Below are 20,840 nucleotides of genomic sequence, written 5' to 3'. Positions count from 1 at the left end.
GCATTCCGAAAGAGATCACTTGATCGCCGTTTCGGCGGCGATCAACTCCTTTCCCTCCGTGGTCGTGATCGTTAGCCGTATCTTTTGCCCGCTGCGGCCGTCGGCAATCGCTGCCGAAATGCGATTTCCGTTGTTCGGATCGGCGCTCACGACCCCGCTGAACAGAGCCGTGTCACCCCGTTTCAACGTGACAAGCAACGGGATGGCCGGTTCGATGCTGAAGAACTCGAGCACGGCGCGAGACGCCTCGGCCGAGAAATTGATCAGCATATTCTCGTTCGCATGCGTCACGTTGCTCATGCCGACGGTCGGGCTGTAGGTTTCCGGAATAGACACCTCACTGCGTGCGGGAAAGTCTGCGCTGTGGAAAAACTGGTCTGACACGCCCGCCCATAATTCCACATACGGCCGCCACTCGTTCGGATCCTTCCGGGCATCGGTTTCGCCGGTGAGCGACGGAAACCCCCACGTCCACATTTTCAAGCCCCGCGTGAGGGTATTGTCCGCAATGCGAATAATTCCTTCTGCATTGTCATGGTTGATGACGCCCCAGAAATTCCCGCCCTGCATATCTGGTGCAGCATAGGCGATGCCCATCGTTGGCCAGTTCTTGAAGTAACGCAGGTTTTCGAAGCGCCGCCAGCCCATACCCGCGCTCTCGTCGCCGTCTGCCAGATTGGCCGACCAGGCAGGCGTCGTGTAGGTTCGGATCGGCGCGATGATTTCGGCGCCGCCTGTTGCCCTGGGATTTTTCGGCTCCGATCCCGGAGCGAGCGTCGTGCACGTCCAGTACTCGTATTGGACAGCCTCGTCGTTCGGATTCTTCAGCACCACGCGCGCATCGAGTGCGGCACGATCGGCCTTCAGCGTGACGTAGTAGTTCGCCTCGATGCCGGTCGCGCCCCTGAACTTGCTCGGCCGCGCGGAATAGTCGAAGTCATCCCGGAATGACATCACGACCGTGACTTCGTCGGCGCCCTCCTTCACCACCCGGAAAGCCCACGGCTTCAGCCAAGTCTTGCCGTGCTCGGCATCCGGGAACGTTGGGAAGATTCCGCCGTACACCATCAGCCAGTCGTAGTAGAAATTTCCGGCCTTCATGCCGTAGGGCACTCCGACTTCCGTTCGATAAAGCTGCTCGTGGCCGGTCGGCTTGTAGACCATGGAAAGAATACGCCCTCCGAATTCGGGCACGAGCGTTACCCTCAGATATCGATTTTCAAGCACGTAGGATTTGAAACTGCGTTCGACGATCACGCTCTTGTCGAGCGACCCGCTGACAAAGCCATTCTCCGCATCGACGGCGAACTTGACGGTGCTCCACGTGGTCGTCTGCTCGCTGAGCGACACACTATCGGACACCGGTGCGGCGGCATGCACGACGCAAGGCGCATGGAGCGACAAAAGGAGTGCTATTTCAAAACAAACGAGGGCGCGCAAGGAGACCTCAACTGGCTTTCAGGCCGCCGCCTGCTCGCGCGGCTGGTAGATCGCAGTATGCTGGCAGTGCGCCAGCGGCGTCGTGCCGTTGGCGACGACCAGCGCGTCGAGCTCGACGAAGCGGTGGCCCTTCTTCTCGTAGTTCGCGGTGACTTTTGCCCGCGCGGTGATCTCGTCGCCGGCGCGCGCGGCCGACAGCAGTTGCATGCGGCTGCCGACATGGATCCACGGGCCCAAAATCGTGTTGTCGACGAGGACGCGATTCATCACGCGCTGGATCAGGCCGGGATGGCCGAGCCCCTCGCGCGCAAAAATCGGATCGGTTTCCCTGACGTCGGCGAGATAGTCGGTCGCGTCCTGCCCGGCCCAGCGGCGCGGCGTCGTGCCCAGCCATTTGCCCACCTCGAACGCCGCCGGGCTCACAGGCTTGCGCTCGGCAATGGCCGCGACCTCGACAAAGTCGTTCAGCGACACCACAGGCGCGGCCACCGGCAGGGAGGCCGTGCCCGTGGCACAGAGCTCGGTGCGGCTGAACACCTCGATCGTGAGCAGGCCGTTGTGCTCGGTCGCATCGACATCGGCGGTCTCGCCATCATAGACCGGCTTGATGAAGCGGGCCTCGACCAGCCCGCGCGACAGGAAATCGTGGCCCCAGCGCGCCACCGGCACGTGCATCATGTAGGCGAAGACGTCGACGCCCGGGACCAGCCCGCCGGAAAAGCCGAAGCGGCGCGCCACCGTGTCGTCATGCATCTTGTTTTCGGACTGTTTGGCGGTGTTGTAGGCCTCGACGCGGTAGGTTTCGAGCCGGTTCGGCATGGCGGGCCTTTCCCTGAATTCTTGTTGTTTCAGGGTTGATCGTAGGCCCCCGGGAACACCGGTCAATCCCCTCGCCTTTGCGGCCCGAATGGGGTACCACGCGGCGAATGACTAATACCCCCACCCGCATCTATGTCGACGCCGACGCCTGTCCGGTGAAGGACGAGATCTACCGTGTCGCGCTCCGGCACGGCGTGCCCGTGAGCGTGGTTGCCGGCAATTTTATTCGCGTTCCCCAGGATCCGTTCATTGAGCGGATTGCAGCGGGCGCTGGCATGGATGCCGCCGACGACTGGATCGCGGAGCGGGCCAAGCCGGGCGACGTCGTCGTGACATCGGACATTCCGCTGGCGAGCCGTTGCGTGAAAGCGGGCGCCGACGTGATCGCACCGAACGGCAAGCCGTTCACGGAAGAGTCGATCGGGATGACGCTGGCGGTGCGCAATCTGATGACGGATCTGCGCTCGGCCGGCGAAGTCACCGGCGGGCCGCGCTCGTTCGCGCCGCGCGACCGCTCCGCGTTCCTCTCCGCGCTCGACCAGACGCTGCGCCGGATCCAGCGCCGTCGTGCCGACCAGGCCGCGACGAGCCAGACTTTGAATCAAGGCTAGTCATGGCGCCGCCCCTGATCCAACTCAAAGACATCAAGCTCACCTTTGGCGGCACGCCGCTGCTGAGCGGCGTCGAGCTCAACGTCGCGCCGAGCGAGCGCGTCTGCCTGATCGGCCGCAACGGCTCGGGCAAGTCGACGCTGCTGAAGATCGCAGCCGGCCTCGTCGAGCCCGACGGCGGCACGCGCTTCGTGCAGCCCGGCGCCACCGTTCGCTATCTGCCGCAGGAGCCTGACTTCGGCGAGCACAAGACCACGCTCGCCTATGTCGAGGCGGGCCTCGCGCCCGGCGACGACCCGTACCAGGCACGCTACCTCGTGGAGCAGCTCGGGCTCACCGGCAACGAGAACCCGGCCAACGTCTCCGGCGGCGAGGCCCGCCGTGCCGCGCTGGCACGCGTGCTGGCGCCCTCGCCCGACATATTGCTGCTGGACGAGCCGACCAACCATCTGGACCTCTCCACCATCGAATGGCTGGAAAAGGAGCTCGACAGCCGCCGCGGCGCGCTGGTGATCATCAGCCATGACCGCCGCTTCCTCACCAATCTCTCGCGCTCGACCGCATGGCTCGACCGCGGCAAGATCAAGCAGATCGACCGTGGCTTCGCCTCGTTCGAGAGCTGGCGCGACGAGGTGCTCGCCGAGGAAGAGCGCGACCAGCACAAGCTCGACCGCAAGATCGTCGACGAGGAGCACTGGCTGCGCCACGGCGTCTCCGGACGCCGCAAGCGCAACGTCAAGCGGCTCGGCAACCTGCACGCACTGCGCGACCAGCGGCGCAATTATCGCGGCACGGCCGGCACCGCCAGTCTCGCCGCATCCGAAGCGGAGCAATCCGGCAAGCTCGTGATCGAGGCCAAGGGCGTCACCAAGGCCTTCGGCGACCGCGTGATCGTCGACAATTTCTCGACCCGCATCCAGCGCGGCGACCGGCTCGGCATCGTCGGACCGAACGGCGCCGGCAAGACCACGCTGGTCAACCTGCTCACCGGCGGCGCGGAGCCTGATTCCGGCATCGTGCGGCTCGGCGCCAATCTTGAGACGGCCACGCTCGACCAGCACCGCGAAAGCCTCGATCCCAAGTCGACGCTGGCCGAGGCGCTAACCGGCGGCCGTGGCGACCAGATCATGGTCGGCGGCAAACCGAAGCACGTCGTCGGCTACATGAAGGACTTCCTGTTCGCCCAGGAGCAGCGCGGCACGCCTGTCGAGGTGCTCTCGGGCGGCGAGCGCGGCCGGCTGATGCTGGCCCGCGCGCTGGCAAAACCCTCGAACCTGCTGGTGCTGGACGAGCCGACCAACGATCTCGACCTCGAGACGCTCGACGTGCTCGAGGACATGCTCGGCGACTACGAGGGCACCGTGATCCTGATCAGCCACGACCGCGACTTCCTCGACCGCGTCGTCACGTCCGTGATCGCACCCGAAGGCAACGGCAAGTGGACCGAATATGCCGGCGGCTACAGCGACATGCTGGCGCAGCGCGGTGCCGATCTCAAGCGCGACACGACGAAGGCGCAAGCCCCAGCGGAGAAGAAAGAGGAGCGGCTGGCTGCTCCGCCCGCCACGGCAAAACGTCGGTTGAGCTTCAACGAGAAGCACGCGCTGGAAACGCTGCCGAAGAAGATCGAGACCCTGCACGCCGACATTGCCAAGCTGCAGCGCTTCCTCGATGATCCCAATCTCTACACCAAAGACCGCAAGAAATTCGACGACACCTCCACCGCCATCGCCAAGGCGCATGACGAATTGTCCGCCGCCGAAGAGCGCTGGCTCGAACTGGAAATGCTCCGCGAAGAGATTGAACAGGCTTAACTCATGACCACTCCCCTCGCCGCCAAAATCGCCCGTGAATATGGCACGCCCTGCGCCGTCATCGACATGGACCGGGTCGAGCGCAACATCGCACGGATCCAGAAGGCCTGCGACGATGCGGGTGTCGCCAACCGGCCGCACATCAAGACGCACAAGAACCCGACGATCGCCAAGCTGCAGGTTGCGGCCGGCGCGAAGGGCATCACCTGCCAGAAGCTCGGCGAGGCCGAGATCATGGCCAATGCCGGCATCGACAACATCCTGATCAGCTACAATCTGCTCGGCGAAGAGAAGATGGCGCGCCTCGGCGCGCTGCAGGCGAAGGCGAACATGACAGTCGCTGCCGACAACTCGACGGTCGTCGCCGGCCTGCCCAAGGCAGCAGCGGCTTCGGGTCGTCCGCTCTCGGTCGTGGTCGAATGCGACACGGGGCGCAAGCGCGCGGGCGTCGAGACCCCGGCTGAGGCGATTGCGCTGGCCCGCGAGATCGCCGGGTCCAAGGGGCTCGAATTCGCCGGCTTCATGCTGTACCCGACCGAGACCGGCTGGGCCGACGCGCAGAAATTCTACGACGAGGCGCTGGCCGGCGTGCGCGCGCACGGATTGGACGCCAAGATCGTCTCGACCGGCGGCACGCCGAACCTGAAGAATCTCGGCAAGCTCAAGGGCGGCACCGAGCATCGCTTCGGCACCTACATCTACAATGACCGCATGCAGGTCGCCGCCGGCTCCGCGACCTGGGACGACTGCGCCCTGCACATCTATTCGACGGTCGTCAGCCGCGCCGCGCCCGAGCGCGGCATTCTGGACGCCGGCTCGAAGACGCTGACGACGGACACCGGCGGGCTCGACGGCCACGGCCTGATCCTGGAGCACCCCGAGGCCAAAATTGCGCGCTTCGCGGAAGAACACGGCTTCCTCGACCTCTCACGCAGCAACACGCGTCCCAATGTCGGCGACGTCGTGCGGATCGTGCCGAACCACGTCTGCGTCGTCGTCAACATGATGGACGAGGTGGTGATGGTGCGCGGCGAGGAGATCATCGGCACGCTGCCGGTGGCGGCGCGCGGGAAGCTGCGCTAGGCGCGAATTAGAGCTTGCAGCTCCCGATCCAGTCCGTCGCGGAACAGGTTGATCGGGCGAGTCAGTCGCCCGGCCGGCGGGCGATGCACCAGCCATGCGCGCACGGCGGGATTGAACTCCCGCGCAGCGACCGGCTTGAGCTTGTCGCGAAATGCGCTGCGCTTCAGCCCGATCGGCGTGACCAGGCCGACGCCCAGGCCGCGTGACACCAGCGACAGCCGAAGCTCGCTGTCCAGCGCCTCCACAGCGACGGTGAACGGCAAATGCTCTGCATCGAAGCGGCGCTTGAGTGTGTCGCGAAATCCGCAACCGTCCTGGTTGATCACCCACGAGAGCTGCGACAGGCGCTCCAGGTCGACGGTGCGCGGAATCTTCATGTCGCGCGCGACGACGAACACCACCGGCTGCGACCCGAGATCGTCGGCGACGAGATCGGCAGGCGGCGTTGCCCCGTCAGGCAGGCAGATCGCGGCGGCATCCAGCTCGTTGCGGCTGACCCGCTCGACTTGGTTGGGCGACCAACCCGAGACGACGCGCACGCTCAGTGCCGGAAATTCGGCACGCACCGCGTCGAGCGGCGCGCTGAGTCCGGCCTCGGAGAGAAACGGCGTGAGGCCGAGCCTGAACTCGCCGCGCACAACGCCGTCATTGGCGACGCCTGACTTGAGGTCGTCCAGCATCCGAAGAAGGCGCCGGCCCTGCTCATAGGCCTCACGACCTGCGGCCGTGGGCTTCAACGGTTTCGACAGGCGGTCCAACAACTGCGCGCCCAGCATCTCCTCGAGATTCTGGATGCGCCGGGTTACGCCAGGCTGCGTGAGATTGAGGCGCGTCGAGGCGGCAACGATTGATCCGGTCTCGACCACAGCGACGAAGGCGACGAGGTCATGGGTATTCATAACTAACTCGCATATTCTTTATAGGCTTAATTGAATTGTAGCATATTAGTCACCCCGCTTAAAGGGGACCCCGTACCCAGCCCGCGAGGTCCCATGACCATCTCTGAAACCACCAAGCTCGCATCCCCGAAGCAACTTGCCGAGCGATCCCTGATCTGGCTCGGCGCCATCACCACCGGCGTCGTCGTCACCAATTTGTTCGCGCCGCAGATCCTCGTTGGACTGATCGGCCGGTCGCTGGCCATGACCGCCTGGCAGGCTGGCCTCGTCAGCACGCTAACGCTGCTCGGCTATGCGCTCGGCCTGTTGTTGCTGGTGCCGCTGGTCGATCTCATCGAGAACCGGCGCCTGATCCTGCGCACGCTCGGCTGCGCGATCTTCGCGGCGCTGGCAACGGCGCTCGCGCCGACGCCGTCGCTGCTATTGCTCGCCACGTTCATTCTCGGCGCCTCCTGCGCCGCGATCCAGATGATGGTTCCGCTCGTGGCTTCGATGGTGGCGCCCGAGCGTCGCGGCCAGGCCATCGGTGAAGTCATGAGTGGATTGATGGTCGGCATCCTGCTGTCGCGGCCGGCAGCGAGCCTGATCGCAGATCTCTGGAGCTGGCGTGCCTATTATCTCGCCTCAGCCATCCTGATGACGTTCCTCGCGGGTGCGCTCGGCCGTTATCTGCCGACGCTGCGACCGGCAGCCCGCGTCGGCTACGGCGAATTGCTCTGCTCGTTCCCAAAGCTGCTGCGGGAAGAACCTGTGCTGCGCGTGCGGGCCTGGACTGCATCGCTGGTCATGGCCTCCTTCACCGCCTTCTGGTCGGCGGTCGCGCTGCGCCTGCCTGAGGCGCCATTCGGCCTCGACTCCAAGGGCATCGCGGCCTTCGCGCTGATCGGCGTCGCAGGCGCCGCGGCGACACCGCTCGCTGGCCGCTGGGGCGATAAGGGCTGGGCGCGCCCGCTGTTTCTTGTGGCGCATCTGCTCATCATCGGCTCGCTCGCGCTCTGCGCCGTGGCCGGTGCGATGGAGTCCCACGTGGCGGCTCTGCTGGTATTGAGCCTCGGCACGATCCTGCTCGACGTCGGTATCACCGCCGACCAGACGCTCGGCCGCCGCGCCGTCAATCTGCTGCACGCCGAGGCGCGCGGCCGCATCAACGGCCTGTTCGTTGCGCTGTTCTTCATCGGCGGCGGCGTCGGCTCCGCAGCGGCCTCGCTGGCCTGGAGTTTTGGCGGCTGGACCGCTGTCTGCGTGGTCGCGGCGAGCTTTGGTGTGCTAGGCCTTCTCACCGATCTTCTGACCAGGACCGGCACGTCGTGATCAGGACGACGCGAGCCATCGCAACACGCCCCTTCCGGCCGCCGCCCCCGTCGCAAACGACGCCTGCAACAGATAGCCGCCGGTCGGCGCCTCCCAGTCCAGCATCTCGCCGGCGGCGAACACGCCGGGCAGCTTGCGCAGCATCAAGCGTTCGTCGAGCTCGTCGAACGTCACTCCGCCCGCCGTCGAGATCGCGCGCTCGATCGGGGCAACGCCGGTGAGCTGAACCGGAATGGCGTTGATCAGCTTCGCAAGCTCCGCCGGCGAGAACGACGCCAGCGGCCGGCGGGATGCGATGGCGGCCTCCTGCATCAGGCCGATGCCGACCGGCGACAATTGCGCCGCCTTGCGCAGGAAGTTCGCCAGCGATTGCTTGCCGCGCGTGCCTGATAGCCGCGTGGTCAGCGCGGCGACGTCGAGCTCGGGCCGCAATGCGATCGTCAGCGTCGCCTCCCCGAGACCCAGCACCGCCTCGCGCAGCTCGGCCGACAACGCGTAGATGGCGCCACCTTCGATGCCGCTGCGCGTGATCATGGCTTCGCCGCGGACCGTATGCGCCCCGATCGTCAGCGCCACGCCCTTGAGCGGCTGGCCCTCAAAGCGGTCGTGGAACACGTCGGACCATGCGACCGTGAAGCCGGAATTGGCGGGCCGCAGCTTCGAGATGGCAATACCTTTCGCGGCGAGGATACCAACCCAGCCGCCGTCCGATCCGAGCCGCGGCCAGCTTGCGCCACCGAGCGCGAGCACCGTGGCTTTGGCTTCAATCGCCCGATGGCCATCCGTGGCGCGAAATAGCAACCGCCCTTCGCCGTCCCAGCCGGTCCAGCGATGACGAAAGGCAAAGCGTACCCCGCCGGCATCGAGCCGCCGCAGCCAAGCGCGCAGCAAGGGCGAGGCCTTGAACGCCTTTGGAAACACGCGCCCGCTGCTGCCGACGAAAGTCGGCTCGCCCAGCGCCGCGCTCCAGGCGCGGAGCCCATCGGGCGAGAACGCCGCGATCGCCGCTTGCAGCATCGGCGCTGCCTCGCGGTAGCGTGCCATGAACTGCGGCAGCGGCTCGCTGTGGGTGAGATTGAGCCCGCCCCGACCGGCCATCAGGAATTTGCGACCCGCGGACGGCATGGCGTCGTAGACAGTGACGCGGGCGCCGCCCTGCGCCAGCACCTCCGCCGCCATCAACCCGGCGGGACCGGCACCGATGACGGCGACGTCAGTCAGAGCTTGATCCCCGCCCGTGCCGCGGCCTGCGCCACATACTTCTGCGTCTGCTCGAACGCGCCTTGCAGCGCCTTCGCCTTCGACATGTCACTGATCTCGGCGAAATGCGCGGCGACCGCATCCGGCGTCCATTCGGATTCCGGCAGGTTGATGCCTTCGCTCTCCACAACCTTGATCACGGCGAAGGAGCCGGCACCGGCGCCCATGATGGTGCGGGTCGGTGCGTCCTCGCTCAGCATGTATTCGACAGCGGGCGTGATCGCGTTCGGCTTCATCAGTTGCAGCGCCTGTGGCGGCAGCAGCTCTTCCGTCATGCGGGTTGCCGCGGTCGGCGAGATGATGTTGACGCGGATGTCGGTCTTGCGGCCTTCCTCGGCCAGCACGTTCATCAGGCCGACCATGCCGGACTTGGCCGCGCCGTAATTGGCCTGGCCGAAATTGCCGTAGAGGCCGGAGGACGACGTCGTCAGCACGATGCGGCCGTAATTGCGGTCGCGCATGCCGGCCCAGGCCGCCTTGCAGCAATAGAAGGTGCCGACGAGATGCACGTCGAGCACCTTCTGGAAATCGGCGGCCTCCATCTTGCCGAACGACTTGTCGCGCAGGATGCCGGCATTGGCGCACATCAGGTCGACGCTGCCCCACTCCTTGGTGGCGCGCTCCACCATAGCGGTGACCTGTTCGAAATTGGAGACGTCGGCGCCGTCGGCCATCGCGGTGCCGCCGGCTTTGCGGATCTCCTCAACGACGGCTTCGGCCGGCGACAGGGAGCCGCCGCTGCCGTCACGCGCGCCGCCGAAATCGTTGACGACGACCTTGGCGCCGCGGCTGGCCAGCCCCAGCGCATGCGCGCGTCCGAGGCCATTACCCGCGCCGGTGACGATGGCGACACGTCCGTCGAACCTGATTGCCATGTGTGTGCTTCCTTTCTTCCTTCTCCCCTTGTGGGAGAAGGTGGCATAGGCGGCCTACGGCCGCCGTCCTAAAAAGACGCCGACGCGTAGCGTCGGCTACGGCGCCGGATGAGGGGTCTCTCGCAACGGATGCGCTCGTGGAGAGATACCCCTCACCCGGCTTCGCGTTCCGCGAAGCACCCTCTCCCACAGGGGGAGAGGGTAAGAGCGCTCCGCACGAGATTTGGTCAGCTTTTGAGCAGCGATGGGGTGTCGGGTCAAGCCCGGCAACGACACATCGAGTCAGGCGAAATAGATCAGGCCCAGCCAGTCGGCGACCAGCGCCGGCTTGTCCTCGCCCTCGATCTCCACCGTGACGTTGGTGCGGGACTGCAACTCGTTGGGCTTGCGCAGCTTGGCTTCCGCCAGCACGAAACGGCCGCGGACGCGCTTGCCCGAGCGCACCGGCGAGATGAAGCGCAGCTTGTCGAAACCGTAATTGACGCCCATCGTCGTGCCGGCGATGACCGGCATCACCTCGTAGGACATGATCGACAGCAGCGACATCGTCAGGAAGCCGTGGGCGATGGTGGTGCCGAAGGCGGTCTCTTTCTTCGCGCGCTCCGGATCGACATGGATGAACTGGTGATCCTCGATCACGTCGGCATAGGTGTCGATGCGGGGCTGATCGACCAGATGCCACGACGACACGCCGACCTCCTTGCCGACCATGGCCTGATAGGCTTCGAGGGAAATCGGCGGCTTCTTCCAGACTTCGTTCACTTAGGTCTCACTCCGTGTTTTCGGCAGCTCCGGAAAATCCTCTTCCCGGAATTCGCGACCGCGCAGGGGATCGTTGCGGTCGTCGTCGCGCTCCAGCCGTCTGAGCTGCACGCGGCGGATCTTGCCCGAGATCGTCTTCGGCAGCTCGGTGACGATTTCAAGGCGGCGGATGCGCTTGAACGGCGCAAGGCGCGTGTGCAGATGCCTGAAGATCGAGAGCGCGGTCTCCGGCGAGCGCTCCGCACCTGATGTCAGCAGCACAAAGGCCTTGGGGATCGCGAGCCGGATCGGGTCCGGGCTCGGCACCACCGCGGCTTCTGCGACGAGCTCATGCTCGAGCAACACGCTCTCGAGCTCGAACGGGCTGATGCGATAATCGGACGATTTGAACACGTCGTCGGAACGGCCAACGAAGGTGAGATAGCCATCCTCGTCTGCGAACACGACGTCGCCACTGCGGTAGAGCGCGCCTTCCGCACCCGACAGCTTGCCGTCGTCGCCCTGATAGCCCTGCATCAGGCCGGCGGGACGGTCAGCGCCGAGCACCAGGGCCACGTCGCCTTCCTTCGCCGGGTTGCCGTCGGCGTCGCTGACCTGCACGCGATAGCCCGGCAGCGGCCGGCCCATCGAGCCGACCTTGATCTTTTGCCCCGGCGAGTTGCCGGCCAGTGCGGTGGTCTCGGTCTGGCCGTAGCCGTCGCGGATGGTGAGACCCCAGGCGGCCTGCACCTGGTCGATCACTTCCGGATTGAGCGGCTCGCCGGCGCCGCAGACCTCGCGCAAGCTCACCTTGAACGCCGCAAGGTTCTCCTGGATGAACAGCCGCCATACCGTCGGCGGCGCGCACAGCGTGGTGACGCCGCAGCGGCCGATGGTGGCAAGCAGACCCTTGGCATCGAAGCGCGGCTGGTTGACCACGAACACGGTCGCGCCGGCATTCCACGGCGCGAAGAAGCAGCTCCAGGCGTGCTTGGCCCAGCCGGGCGATGAGATGTTGAGGTGGACGTCGCCCGGCTTCAGCCCGATCCAATACATGGTCGAGAGATGGCCGACCGGATAGCTGCGCTGGCTGTGCAGCACGAGCTTTGGTTTTGCCGTGGTGCCCGAGGTGAAATAGAGCAGCATCGGGTCTTCGGCGTTGGTCGGACCGTCAGCCGTAAAGCTCTCCGAAGCCTTCGCTGCCTCGTCATAGGCAAGCCAGCCATCGGAGGCCGCGCCGACGACGATGCGGACAACATTCTCGGCACCAAGGCTTGCGAATTTCGCGACCTGGTCTTGCGCTGCCACCACCGCCTTCGCCTTGCCGCGATCGAGCCGGTCGCGCAGCTCGTCCGCGGTGAGCAGCGTGGTGGCGGGAATCACGACGACGCCGAGCTTCATCGCCGCCAGCATCGTCTCCCACAGCGGCACCACGTTGCCGAGCAGCAGCAGGAGATGGTCGCCGCGCTTCAGGCCCTGCGCGCGGAGGAAGTTGGCGACCTGGTTGGAGCGCTGCGAGAGCGCCGCGAAAGACAGCTTGGTTTGCTTGTCCTGTGCGGCATCGACGATCCAGAGCGCGGGCCGGTCCTTGGCGTCCGCATCCTTCGCGAGCTCGTCGAACCAGTCGAGCGCCCAATTGAAGGGAACTGGATCGGGCCAGCGGAAGTCTTTGACCGCTGTCTCGTAATCCGTGCGGTGTTTGAGCAGAAACGCGCGCGCGTCCTGAAATGTCGTCATTAGGCTTTCCCGGCTAGCCCCCTAACGTGCTTGATAATTCCGGAAAAATCCACCCCGCCCTGCCCGGCGGCATCGAAGGACTGATAGATCTCCTGCGCATGCTTGCCGAGCGGCGTGGCCGCTCCCGCGGCCTTGGCGGCGTCCTGCGCCAGCGTCAGATCCTTCACCATCAGCGCCGAGGCAAAGCCCGGCTTGTAATCGTTGTTGGCGGGCGAGGTCGGCACCGGGCCCGGCACCGGGCAATAGGTCGTCAGCGACCAGCATTGGCCCGACGAGGTCGAAGCGACGTCGAACAGCGCCTGATGCGAGAGCCCGAGCTTCTCGCCCAGCGCAAAAGCCTCGCTCACCGCGATCATGGAAATGCCGAGGATCATGTTGTTGCAGATCTTTGCCGCTTGCCCGGCGCCGGCGCCGCCGCAATGGACGATCTTCTTGCCCATCTTCTCCAGCACCGGCTTTGCCACCGCAAACGCGCCCTCCTCGCCGCCGCACATGAAGGTGAGCGTCGCGCCCTTGGCACCACCCGTGCCGCCGGACACCGGCGCGTCGACCGAGAGCACGCCGTGCTTGGCGGCGAGCGCATGCGCCTGACGCGCGCTCTCGACGTCGATGGTGGAGCTGTCGATGATCAGCGCGCCCTTGGCCATGGCCGGAACAACCTCGCTCCAGACGCCGAGCACGTGCTTGCCGGCCGGCAGCATGGTGACGACGACGTCGGCGCCCTTGACCGCGCCCGCAGCACTGTCGGCAATGCCGGCACCGTCGGCCTTGGCCTGCGCGCGGGAGGCTTCGACGAGATCGAACGCCACCACCTTGTGGCCGGCCTTGACCAGATTGGCCGCCATCGGGCCGCCCATGTTGCCGAGACCGATGAATGCGATCGTGGCCATATCGATATCCTCCGCTAGACGTTTCGTTGATTAGTTGAACTTCAGTTCGTCGGCGCCGATCTCGGCGAAATACGGCGCAAGCATCTCTTGCGTCACATCCTCGATGCGTGGCGGCGACCAGGTCGGATTGCGGTCCTTGTCGATCACGGCCGCGCGCACGCCTTCGCGGAAATCGTCGCTGCGAAAGACCTCCAGCGCGGCGCGATATTCGCGCACCAGGCACTCTTCCAGGCTCGATACGGTGCGCGCGAGCCGCAGCAGCTTCAACGTCACCACCATGCCGCGCGGCGATTTCTCGTTGAGCGTCTTCAGCGTCGCCTGCGCGAACTCGGAGCCGTCGCGCTTGAGCGCAGCGACGATGTCCTCCATGCGGTCGAAGCCGAACAGCGCGTCGATAACAGGCTCTTTCGCGGCGACCGGCCCCGCGGTCTCGCCAGTCGCAAAACCGTTGATGAGCTTGCTGACATCGGCCGCAGTCGTCCCGGAACGAGTCCTTGTCAGAGCCTCGCGCAGTTCCGGCAATTTCACCGCCGGCACCACGGCATCGGCGAACCTCGCATGGATCGCATCGGGCCCGTTCATGGTCTGGCCGGTCAGGCCGAAATACGTGCCGATCTCGCCCGGCGAGCGCGACAACAGAAAGGTGCCGCCGACATCAGGGAAGAAGCCGAGCCCGACCTCGGGCATCGCGAGCCTGGTGCGGTCCGTGACGACGCGGTGGCTGGCATGGGCGGAGAGCCCGACGCCGCCGCCCATCACGATGCCATCCATGAACGCTACATAGGGTTTTGGAAATCGCTTGATCCGGGCATTGAGGATGTACTCCTCACGCCACAGGATCTTGCCGAGGTCACCGTTGACCTTCGAGCTTTCCCAGAGCGTGCGGATGTCGCCGCCGGCGCACAGGCCGCGCTCGCCGGCCCCCTCGAGCAGGATCACGGCGACGGCCGGATCAGCCTCGAAGCGGTCGAGCGCCTTTTCGATGTCGCGAAACATCTCCAGCGTCACGGCATTGATCGCCTTCGGACGGTTGAGCCGGATCACCCCGGCCGCGCCCTCGACCCGGGCGACCAGATCACCCTCCTCCACTGAACTCATCGCGCGCCCTCGATCAATTTGCGCGCCACGATGAGCCGCATGATTTCATTGGTGCCTTCGAGGATCTGGTGCACGCGCAGATCGCGCACAATCTTCTCGATGCCGTATTCGCTGAGATAGCCGTAGCCGCCATGGAGCTGGAGCGCCTGGTTGGCGACCTCGAAGCCGACATCGGTGCCGAAGCGTTTTGCCATGGCGCAGAGCATGGTGGCATCGGGGTCCTTGCGGTCGAGCGCGGCGGCGGCGCGCCAAAGGAAGGTGCGCGCGGCCTCGAGCTCGATCGCCATGTCGGCGAGCCGGAATTGCAATGCCTGGAATTCGTCGAGACGTTTTCCAAAAGCCTTGCGCTCCTTCATGTAGGTGCGCGCCTTGTCGAGCGCGGTCTGCGCGCCGCCGAGCGAGCATGCGGTGATGTTTAGGCGGCCGCCATCGAGGCCGGCCATCGCGATCTTGAAGCCGATGCCCTCCTCGCCCAGCCGGTTCGCGACCGGCACGCGGGCGTTCTCGAACATCACGGCGCGGGTCGGCTGCGCATTCCAGCCCATCTTGCGCTCATTGGCGCCGTAGGAGACGCCGGGCGTGTTGCCGTCGATCACGAGGGTTGAGATGCCGCCGGCGCCGTCACCGCCAGTTCGGACCATGGCGACAAGGAGATCCGTGCCGCCGGCGCCGGAGATGAACTGCTTCTGGCCGTTGAGGACGTAATGATCGCCGTCGCGCACGGCACGGGTGCGCAGCGCTGCCGCATCGGAGCCGGCGCCCGGCTCGGTCAGGCAGTAGCTCGCGATCAGCTCCATCGAGCAGAGTTTTGGCAACCATTTGTGGCGCTGGGTGTCGCTGCCGAAGGCATCGATCATCCAGGACGCCATGTTGTGGATGGAGATGAAGGCCGAGGTGGTCGGACAGCCTGTCGCCAGCGCCTCGAAGATCAGCGCCGCGTCGAACCGCGTCATGGCGGAACCACCGACATCCTCGCGGATGCAGATGCCGCCCATGCCGAGGGTCGCCGCCTCGCGCATCACGTCGACGGGGAAATGCTTCTCCTCGTCCCAGCGCAGCGCGTGCGGCGCGATCTTCTCGGCCGCAAACGCCAACGCCATGTCGCGAACCGCGACCTGATCCTCGTTCAGAGCGAACTGCATCCCCGGCCTCGCTCTTGAGAGGGTTACTTCATCAGCGGGATCGAGAACTCCGCACCTTCCTTGACGCCGGACGGCCAGCGCGAGGTCACCGTCTTGGTCTTGGTGTAGAAGCGGACCGAGTCCGGGCCGTGCTGGTTGAGATCGCCGAAGCCCGACTTCTTCCAGCCGCCGAAGGTGTAGTAGGCGATCGGCACCGGGATCGGCACGTTGACGCCGACCATGCCGACATTGACCTTGGCCGCGAAGTCGCGCGCGGCGTCGCCGTCGCGGGTGAAGATGGCGACGCCGTTGCCGTAGTCATGATCCGACGGCAACGCCAGCGCTTCCTTGTAGTCGTGCGCGCGCACGACCGAGAGCACGGGCCCAAAGATTTCTTCCTTGTAGATCCGCATGTCCTTGGTGACGTTGTCGAACAGCGAACCGCCGAGATAGAAGCCCTTCTCGTAGCCCTGCATCTTGAAGCCGCGGCCGTCGACGGCGAGCGTCGCGCCTTCCTTGATGCCGATGTCGATGTAGCTCTTGACCTTCTCGACCGCCTCGCGCGTGACCAGCGGACCGTAGTCGGCGGACGGATCGATCGAGGTGCCGATCTTGAGCGACTCGACGCGCGGGATCAGCTTTTCCATCAGCCGGTCGGCGGTGGACTTGCCAACGGGAACGGCGACGGAGACGGCCATGCAGCGCTCGCCGGCCGAGCCGTAGCCGGCGCCGATCAGTGCATCGACCGCCTGGTCCATGTCCGCGTCGGGCATGATGATGGCGTGGTTCTTGGCGCCGCCAAAACACTGGCAGCGCTTGCCGGTCTGGGCTGCGCGCTCGTAGATGTATTGCGCGATCGGCGTGGAGCCGACGAAGCCGATGGCCTTGACGTCGGGATCGTCCAGGATGGCGTCGACCGCTTCCTTGTCGCCGTTGACGACGTTGAGGATGCCGGCCGGCAGGCCCGCCTCGATCATCAGCTCGGCGAGCATCATCGGCACGCCGGGGTCGCGCTCGGACGGCTTCAGGATGAAGGCATTGCCGCAGGCGATGGCGGGGGCGAACTTCCACATAGGGATCATCGCCGGGAAATTGAACGGCGTGATGCCGGCGACGACGCCGAGCGGCTGGCGCATGGAATAGATATCGATGCCGGGGCCCGCGCCTTCGGTGTATTCGCCCTTCATCAGATGCGGGATGCCGCAGGCGAACTCCGCGACTTCGAGGCCGCGCTGAATGTCGCCCTTGGCATCCGGCACGGTCTTGCCATGCTCACGCGCGAGCAGCTCGGCGAGCTTGTCGTAGTCGCGCTGCACCAGTTCCACGAACTTCATCATGACGCGGGCCCTGCGCTGCGGGTTGGTCGCGGCCCATTCCGGCTGCGCGGCGCGGGCGTTCTCCACGGCAGCGCGGACCTCGGCCTTGGACGCCAGCGCCACCTTGGCCTGGACGTCACCGGTCATCGGCTCGAATACGTCTGCCGTCCGGCCCGAGGTACCCTTGACCTCCTTGCCACCGATGAAATGTCCGATTGAACGCATGGAATGATCTCCTGAGGTCGAGCGTGAACGCTTTGACAAATCCTATCGACCTGCATTTTATAGGATTCAAGTCTGAGATAATGCACCATAGATGTGCGAAAATGCTGGATCAAGGTAGCATCGACTGGGACGACTTCCGCTTCGTGCTGGCCATCGTGCGGGGCGGCTCGGTTTCGGCTGCGGCTAAACAGCTCGGGGTCGACCACGCCACCGTGATCCGCCGTGTCGACCGGTTGGAGAGACACCTCTCGGCAAAGCTGTTTGACCGGCGCAAGACCGGCTATCTCCTCACCGAGGCCGGCCAGCGCGTCGCCGACAGCGCGGAAGCCATGGAATCGACCATCGTCGCCAACCAGGAGCAGGTCGGCGGCTCGGTGGCACGGCTGACCGGAACGGTGCGGATCGGCGCGCCCGACGGGTTCGGCACCGCCTTCCTGGCGCCGCGGCTGGCGCCGTTCGCCGACCGCTATCCCGACCTCGATCTGCAACTTGTGGCCACCGCGCGGCTGTTCAGTCTCTCCAAGCGCGAGGCCGATATCGCGATCAGCCTGACCATGCCGAAGGAAGGCCGCATCGTCGGCCGCAAGCTCCTGGACTACCGCCTCGGGCTTTATGCGGCGCCGGCCTATCTCGACCGTTTCCCGAAAATCACCTCGCGGCAGGACCTGCCGCAGCATCGCTTCGTCGGCTATATCGAGGAGCTCCTGTTCACGCCCGAGCTCGATTACCTGCCGCAAGTATCGCCGCGGATTTCGGCGCGCTTCCGCAGCGCCAATCTGATCGCGCAGCTCAATTCCACGCTCGCGGGCTTCGGCATCGCGGTGCTGCCGCACTTCATGGCAAGCGACTATCCGCAGCTTGTCGCGGTGCTGCCGGAAGAAGTCTCGATCACGCGGACGTTCTGGATGCTGATGCACGCGGACAGCAAGGATCTCGCACGGATACGCGCGGTGGCCGATTACATCGGCGAGATCGTGGAGCGCGAGCGGGCGTTGTTCGCGGGGCGGTAAGGACGGTCTCGTAGGGTGGGCAAAGGCGCCCTAGCGCCGTGCCCACCATCTCTCCACACTCACGGCTGCATGGTGGGCACGCTTCGCTTTGCCCACCCTACGGCACTGCCAAACCCTCATGGTGAGGAGGCGCGAAGCGCCGTCTCGAACCATGCAGGCCGACATCTCGCCCGCAGCCCTCCTTCGAGACGACCGCTTCGCGGTCTCCTCAGGATGAGGTTCTGAGAGCGCAGTTCGCGCTAATTCTGCTTCGCCTTCTTCGCCGCCGTCACCTTCGGCTCGCGCTTCGCGCCATCGAGCGCGCTGTCCTTGCCGGCCTTCAGCACCTCGTCCGACAGTTCGCTCGAGCCTGCAATGCGCGCCAGCAGCATGGTGCCGGCCATCGTGGCCAGCGTCGCGATCGCCTGCTTGCGCGCGGCCTTGCGCGGCAGGTTGGGGATGAAATCGGTCATCATCTCGACCATCTCGTCGAGCTTTCCGGCAAAGGCCTTGCGCGTCTTCGGGCTCTCGCGGGCGATCTCGGCGCCGAGCGCGGGAATCGAGCAGCCGTGGCCCGGATTGTCCCGATGCAGCGCCGAGAGATAGGTCTCGACGATCTGGGTCAGTTGCTTTTCGGGCGCGACCTGATCGGACTGCTTGCGCCAGTGCTCCATCGAGCGGTCCATGGCGTAGGCAAAGGCCTCGATCACCAGCGCCTCGCGCGAGTCGAAATGCGCGTAGAAGCCGCCATGGGTCAGGCCCGCCTCCTTCATGAGGTCGGCGACGCCGATGCCGTGAGCGCCCTTTTCGCGCAGCCGCACGGAGGCCTTCTTCACGATTCGGTCGTGGGTTTCCTGCTTGTGTTCCCGGGAATAGCGCATGCGGGTCTCATTGAATGTCGGAGATCATCTCATAACACAGAAATGGACCAGACGGTGCATTAATTCATGTTAAGTTGTCGCGCCGATCATGGAAAAGGTTGCAGTTGCATGGACTGCGAGCGCGCCCTTGCCGTCGCGCACGAAACCTTCAGTGTAGCTGGTCTGGCGTCCCAGCTTAATGATCTTGCCTTCGGCCGAGATCAGCCCGGAACGGACCGACAGCGGGCGCAGGAAGGTCATTTTCAGGTCGAGCGTCACGGACGACTGCCCGGCCTCCAGCCGCGTCGAGATGGCGCAGCCCATGGCGGTATCGATCAGCGCCGCGGCGGTCGCGCCGTGCAGGAGGCCGATGGTATTTTCGAGATCCTCGCGCGGCTCCAGTTCCATCACGATCCGGCCCGGCTCGACCACCGCCATGGTGAAACCGATCAATTTTGCGAAGGGCGGCGGCGGCAACCGGCCGTCGCGGATTCCCAGCATCGCGTCCATGCCTGAAAGCCCCATCGCTGCTTTTGCAACCGGCGCAGGCACCTGCCAGTCCACCACGCGCTCACGCCGCTGCGCGGGCGAAAACAGGTCGAGTTGATCGTTACAGGTCATGGCGCCCTCTTTGTATGATGAATGTCATACTATGTCACGAACTTCGCCATGGCAACTCCGTCCCCCACCCGCTTGACAAGCAGAGCGTTTCGGCACCGAAGTGATCCCGACCCGCGCGCCTCGCGCATGTCCACGAAACTCCGAGACGCCCCGATGGAAATGCTCAACAATCACTGCGGCGTGACGCGCGATGCGCGCGGCGTCGTTCATGTCGCGATCTGCAACGCCGGCCCGCTCAACATTCTGGGCTCGCCCGTCACCGATGCCGTGCGCGAAGGCCTGCAGACCCTCGCGACCGACCGCAGCATCCGCGTCCTGGTGCTGCGCGGCCAGAGCGAGAAGAGCATGATCGGCGGCGCCGACATCAAGGAGATGGCCAAGCTCGACCAGAAGTCAGCCGAAGCCTTCATCAGCCGCCTGCGTGATCTCTGCGAGGCCGTCCGCCAATTCCCGGCCCCCGTGATCGCGCGGATGCCGGGCTGGTGCCTCGGCGGTGGCCTCGAAGTCGCCGCCGCCTGCGATTTCAGAATCGCTGCACGCGATGCGCATTTCGGCATGCCGGAGGTCCGCGTCGGCATCCCCTCGGTGATCCACGCCGCCCTGCTTCCGCGCCTGATCGGCTGGGCCCGCGCCCGCTGGCTGGTGATGACGGCGGAGAACATCGACGCGCCGACGGCGCTGGCCTGGGGACTGATCGACAAGGTCGCGCCGGAGGGTGGATTGGATGCAGAGGTCGAACACCTCGTGAAGGCGCTGCTCGAATGCGGCCCCGAGGCGCTGCGCTCGCAAAAGGCGCTGCTGCGGCAATGGGAGGAACTGCCGCTGACGGAGTCGGTAAATCTCAGCGTCAAGGTGTTCGGCGAGGCGTTCCTGACGGACGAGCCGACGCGGCTGATGCAGGCGTTCGTAAACAGGAAGAGGTAATCCAAAGACAGTGTCATGCCCCGCGAAGTGTTTAGTCCGGAGACATGGCTGACACCTGTTCGGACACATCACTGACAGGTTGGCCATTGGTCAAGTCGATCGATGCGACCTGCCAGCTGGCGAAGAAGATTCCGTAGTGGCCGTCACGAACCAGTGGCCGGATGGCAAGGCGTTCGCGGGCGAAGGCCTGGGGAACTTTCCAGAAG

General features: G+C 65.4%; 19 protein-coding genes and 1 pseudogene. 6 read left to right on the top strand and 14 right to left on the bottom strand.

Features of this window, described 5'->3' with window-relative positions:
* Nucleotides 1-15: 15 nt before the first annotated feature.
* Both AC1DW2_RS38805 and AC1DW2_RS38800 read right to left on the bottom strand, forming a co-directional pair.
* Complete coding sequence (locus AC1DW2_RS38805; protein ID WP_439036287.1) at nt 16-1,440, bottom strand: DUF5107 domain-containing protein; 1,425 nt, start codon at nt 1,438-1,440, stop codon at nt 16-18.
* Between the two features lie 18 nt (nt 1,441-1,458).
* Complete coding sequence (locus AC1DW2_RS38800) at nt 1,459-2,259, bottom strand: hypothetical protein (protein WP_439036286.1); 801 nt, start codon at nt 2,257-2,259, stop codon at nt 1,459-1,461.
* 107 nt (nt 2,260-2,366) lie between these two features.
* Between AC1DW2_RS38800 and AC1DW2_RS38795 the strand changes: the two genes are divergently transcribed.
* The 3 genes from AC1DW2_RS38795 to AC1DW2_RS38785 are packed head-to-tail and all read left to right on the top strand — an operon-like array spanning nt 2,367 to nt 5,767.
* Nucleotides 2,367-2,870, top strand: a complete 504-nt coding sequence (locus tag AC1DW2_RS38795; protein ID WP_477008641.1) for a YaiI/YqxD family protein — start codon at nt 2,367-2,369, stop codon at nt 2,868-2,870.
* A gap of 2 nt (nt 2,871-2,872) precedes the next feature.
* A complete protein-coding gene (locus AC1DW2_RS38790; RefSeq protein ID WP_439036284.1) occupies nt 2,873-4,684 on the top strand; it encodes an ABC-F family ATP-binding cassette domain-containing protein in 1,812 nt (603 codons plus the stop codon).
* Between the two features lie 3 nt (nt 4,685-4,687).
* On the top strand, nt 4,688-5,767 hold the full coding sequence (locus tag AC1DW2_RS38785) for a D-TA family PLP-dependent enzyme (RefSeq protein ID WP_439034695.1): 1,080 nt from the start codon (nt 4,688-4,690) through the stop codon (nt 5,765-5,767).
* On the opposite strand, the gene AC1DW2_RS38780 is transcribed toward AC1DW2_RS38785, so the two are convergent.
* Entirely contained in the window at nt 5,764-6,666 is a 903-nt protein-coding gene (locus AC1DW2_RS38780; RefSeq protein WP_135214319.1) for a LysR family transcriptional regulator, read from the bottom strand. The genes AC1DW2_RS38785 and AC1DW2_RS38780 overlap by 4 nt on opposite strands.
* A gap of 93 nt (nt 6,667-6,759) precedes the next feature.
* On the opposite strand from AC1DW2_RS38780, the gene AC1DW2_RS38775 reads away from it, so the two are divergent.
* On the top strand, nt 6,760-7,977 hold the full coding sequence (locus AC1DW2_RS38775; protein WP_477008640.1) for an MFS transporter: 1,218 nt from the start codon (nt 6,760-6,762) through the stop codon (nt 7,975-7,977).
* Here AC1DW2_RS38775 and AC1DW2_RS38770 read toward each other — a convergent pair whose 3' ends face one another.
* The 8 genes from AC1DW2_RS38770 to AC1DW2_RS38735 form a co-directional block, all read right to left on the bottom strand.
* A complete protein-coding gene (locus AC1DW2_RS38770) occupies nt 7,978-9,198 on the bottom strand; it encodes a BaiN/RdsA family NAD(P)/FAD-dependent oxidoreductase (protein ID WP_477008651.1) in 1,221 nt (406 codons plus the stop codon).
* Nucleotides 9,195-10,112 carry an SDR family NAD(P)-dependent oxidoreductase gene (locus AC1DW2_RS38765; protein WP_477008639.1) on the bottom strand — a complete coding sequence of 306 codons (918 nt, stop codon included), beginning with the start codon at nt 10,110-10,112 and terminating at the stop codon, nt 9,195-9,197. The genes AC1DW2_RS38770 and AC1DW2_RS38765 overlap by 4 nt, the downstream gene beginning before the upstream one ends.
* A 282-nt stretch (nt 10,113-10,394) precedes the next feature.
* Nucleotides 10,395-10,874, bottom strand: a complete 480-nt coding sequence (locus AC1DW2_RS38760; RefSeq protein ID WP_477008638.1) for a MaoC family dehydratase — start codon at nt 10,872-10,874, stop codon at nt 10,395-10,397.
* Nucleotides 10,875-12,590 (bottom strand): AMP-binding protein, encoded by a 1,716-nt coding sequence (locus AC1DW2_RS38755; protein WP_477008637.1) that lies wholly within the window; start codon nt 12,588-12,590, stop codon nt 10,875-10,877.
* Nucleotides 12,590-13,486: a 3-hydroxyisobutyrate dehydrogenase gene (gene mmsB, locus AC1DW2_RS38750; protein WP_477008650.1), complete on the bottom strand. Its 897-nt coding sequence runs from the start codon at nt 13,484-13,486 to the stop codon at nt 12,590-12,592. The genes AC1DW2_RS38755 and mmsB overlap by 1 nt, the downstream gene beginning before the upstream one ends.
* A 24-nt stretch (nt 13,487-13,510) precedes the next feature.
* The gene (locus AC1DW2_RS38745; protein ID WP_477008636.1) at nt 13,511-14,578 is read right to left on the bottom strand and encodes an enoyl-CoA hydratase/isomerase family protein; all 1,068 of its coding nucleotides are present in this window, start codon (nt 14,576-14,578) and stop codon (nt 13,511-13,513) included.
* A complete protein-coding gene (locus tag AC1DW2_RS38740; protein ID WP_477008635.1) occupies nt 14,575-15,720 on the bottom strand; it encodes an isobutyryl-CoA dehydrogenase in 1,146 nt (381 codons plus the stop codon). Before AC1DW2_RS38740 ends, AC1DW2_RS38745 begins: the two co-directional genes overlap by 4 nt.
* A gap of 23 nt (nt 15,721-15,743) precedes the next feature.
* Complete coding sequence (locus tag AC1DW2_RS38735) at nt 15,744-17,240, bottom strand: CoA-acylating methylmalonate-semialdehyde dehydrogenase (RefSeq protein WP_166352551.1); 1,497 nt, start codon at nt 17,238-17,240, stop codon at nt 15,744-15,746.
* A 101-nt stretch (nt 17,241-17,341) separates the two neighbouring features.
* On the opposite strand from AC1DW2_RS38735, the gene AC1DW2_RS38730 reads away from it, so the two are divergent.
* Nucleotides 17,342-18,250, top strand: a complete 909-nt coding sequence (locus AC1DW2_RS38730) for a LysR family transcriptional regulator (protein WP_477008634.1) — start codon at nt 17,342-17,344, stop codon at nt 18,248-18,250.
* Nucleotides 18,251-18,489: 239 nt separating this feature from the next.
* On the opposite strand, the gene AC1DW2_RS38725 is transcribed toward AC1DW2_RS38730, so the two are convergent.
* Both AC1DW2_RS38725 and AC1DW2_RS38720 read right to left on the bottom strand, forming a co-directional pair.
* Nucleotides 18,490-19,110, bottom strand: a complete 621-nt coding sequence (locus AC1DW2_RS38725) for a TetR/AcrR family transcriptional regulator (protein WP_028153393.1) — start codon at nt 19,108-19,110, stop codon at nt 18,490-18,492.
* A gap of 69 nt (nt 19,111-19,179) precedes the next feature.
* Complete coding sequence (locus tag AC1DW2_RS38720) at nt 19,180-19,710, bottom strand: PaaI family thioesterase (protein WP_441256488.1); 531 nt, start codon at nt 19,708-19,710, stop codon at nt 19,180-19,182.
* A gap of 153 nt (nt 19,711-19,863) precedes the next feature.
* Between AC1DW2_RS38720 and AC1DW2_RS38715 the strand changes: the two genes are divergently transcribed.
* Nucleotides 19,864-20,634, top strand: coding sequence for an enoyl-CoA hydratase (locus tag AC1DW2_RS38715; protein ID WP_477008649.1), 771 nt, complete (start codon nt 19,864-19,866; stop codon nt 20,632-20,634).
* 31 nt (nt 20,635-20,665) lie between these two features.
* Here AC1DW2_RS38715 and AC1DW2_RS38710 read toward each other — a convergent pair.
* Nucleotides 20,666-20,840 (bottom strand): annotated as a pseudogene (locus AC1DW2_RS38710) (IS481 family transposase); the annotation flags it as partial.

It is taken from the genome of Bradyrhizobium sp. P3_C3 (genome assembly GCF_056402655.1).
Note: the sequence above shows the minus strand (reverse complement) of the source record. Positions and strands in the feature narration are given on the sequence as shown.

Coding starts and splice junctions, on each gene's coding strand:
- AC1DW2_RS38745 (WP_477008636.1), bottom strand. CDS start 14,578: ATGAGTTCAGTGGAGGAGGGTGATCTGGTCGCCCGGGTCGAGGGCGCG.
- AC1DW2_RS38785 (WP_439034695.1), top strand. CDS start 4,688: ATGACCACTCCCCTCGCCGCCAAAATCGCCCGTGAATATGGCACGCCC.
- AC1DW2_RS38790 (WP_439036284.1), top strand. CDS start 2,873: ATGGCGCCGCCCCTGATCCAACTCAAAGACATCAAGCTCACCTTTGGC.
- AC1DW2_RS38715 (WP_477008649.1), top strand. CDS start 19,864: ATGGAAATGCTCAACAATCACTGCGGCGTGACGCGCGATGCGCGCGGC.
- AC1DW2_RS38775 (WP_477008640.1), top strand. CDS start 6,760: ATGACCATCTCTGAAACCACCAAGCTCGCATCCCCGAAGCAACTTGCC.
- AC1DW2_RS38800 (WP_439036286.1), bottom strand. CDS start 2,259: ATGCCGAACCGGCTCGAAACCTACCGCGTCGAGGCCTACAACACCGCC.
- AC1DW2_RS38765 (WP_477008639.1), bottom strand. CDS start 10,112: ATGGCAATCAGGTTCGACGGACGTGTCGCCATCGTCACCGGCGCGGGT.
- AC1DW2_RS38735 (WP_166352551.1), bottom strand. CDS start 17,240: ATGCGTTCAATCGGACATTTCATCGGTGGCAAGGAGGTCAAGGGTACC.
- AC1DW2_RS38755 (WP_477008637.1), bottom strand. CDS start 12,590: ATGACGACATTTCAGGACGCGCGCGCGTTTCTGCTCAAACACCGCACG.
- AC1DW2_RS38725 (WP_028153393.1), bottom strand. CDS start 19,110: ATGCGCTATTCCCGGGAACACAAGCAGGAAACCCACGACCGAATCGTG.
- AC1DW2_RS38730 (WP_477008634.1), top strand. CDS start 17,342: ATGCTGGATCAAGGTAGCATCGACTGGGACGACTTCCGCTTCGTGCTG.
- AC1DW2_RS38740 (WP_477008635.1), bottom strand. CDS start 15,720: ATGCAGTTCGCTCTGAACGAGGATCAGGTCGCGGTTCGCGACATGGCG.
- AC1DW2_RS38780 (WP_135214319.1), bottom strand. CDS start 6,666: ATGAATACCCATGACCTCGTCGCCTTCGTCGCTGTGGTCGAGACCGGA.
- AC1DW2_RS38720 (WP_441256488.1), bottom strand. CDS start 19,710: ATGACCTGTAACGATCAACTCGACCTGTTTTCGCCCGCGCAGCGGCGT.
- AC1DW2_RS38795 (WP_477008641.1), top strand. CDS start 2,367: ATGACTAATACCCCCACCCGCATCTATGTCGACGCCGACGCCTGTCCG.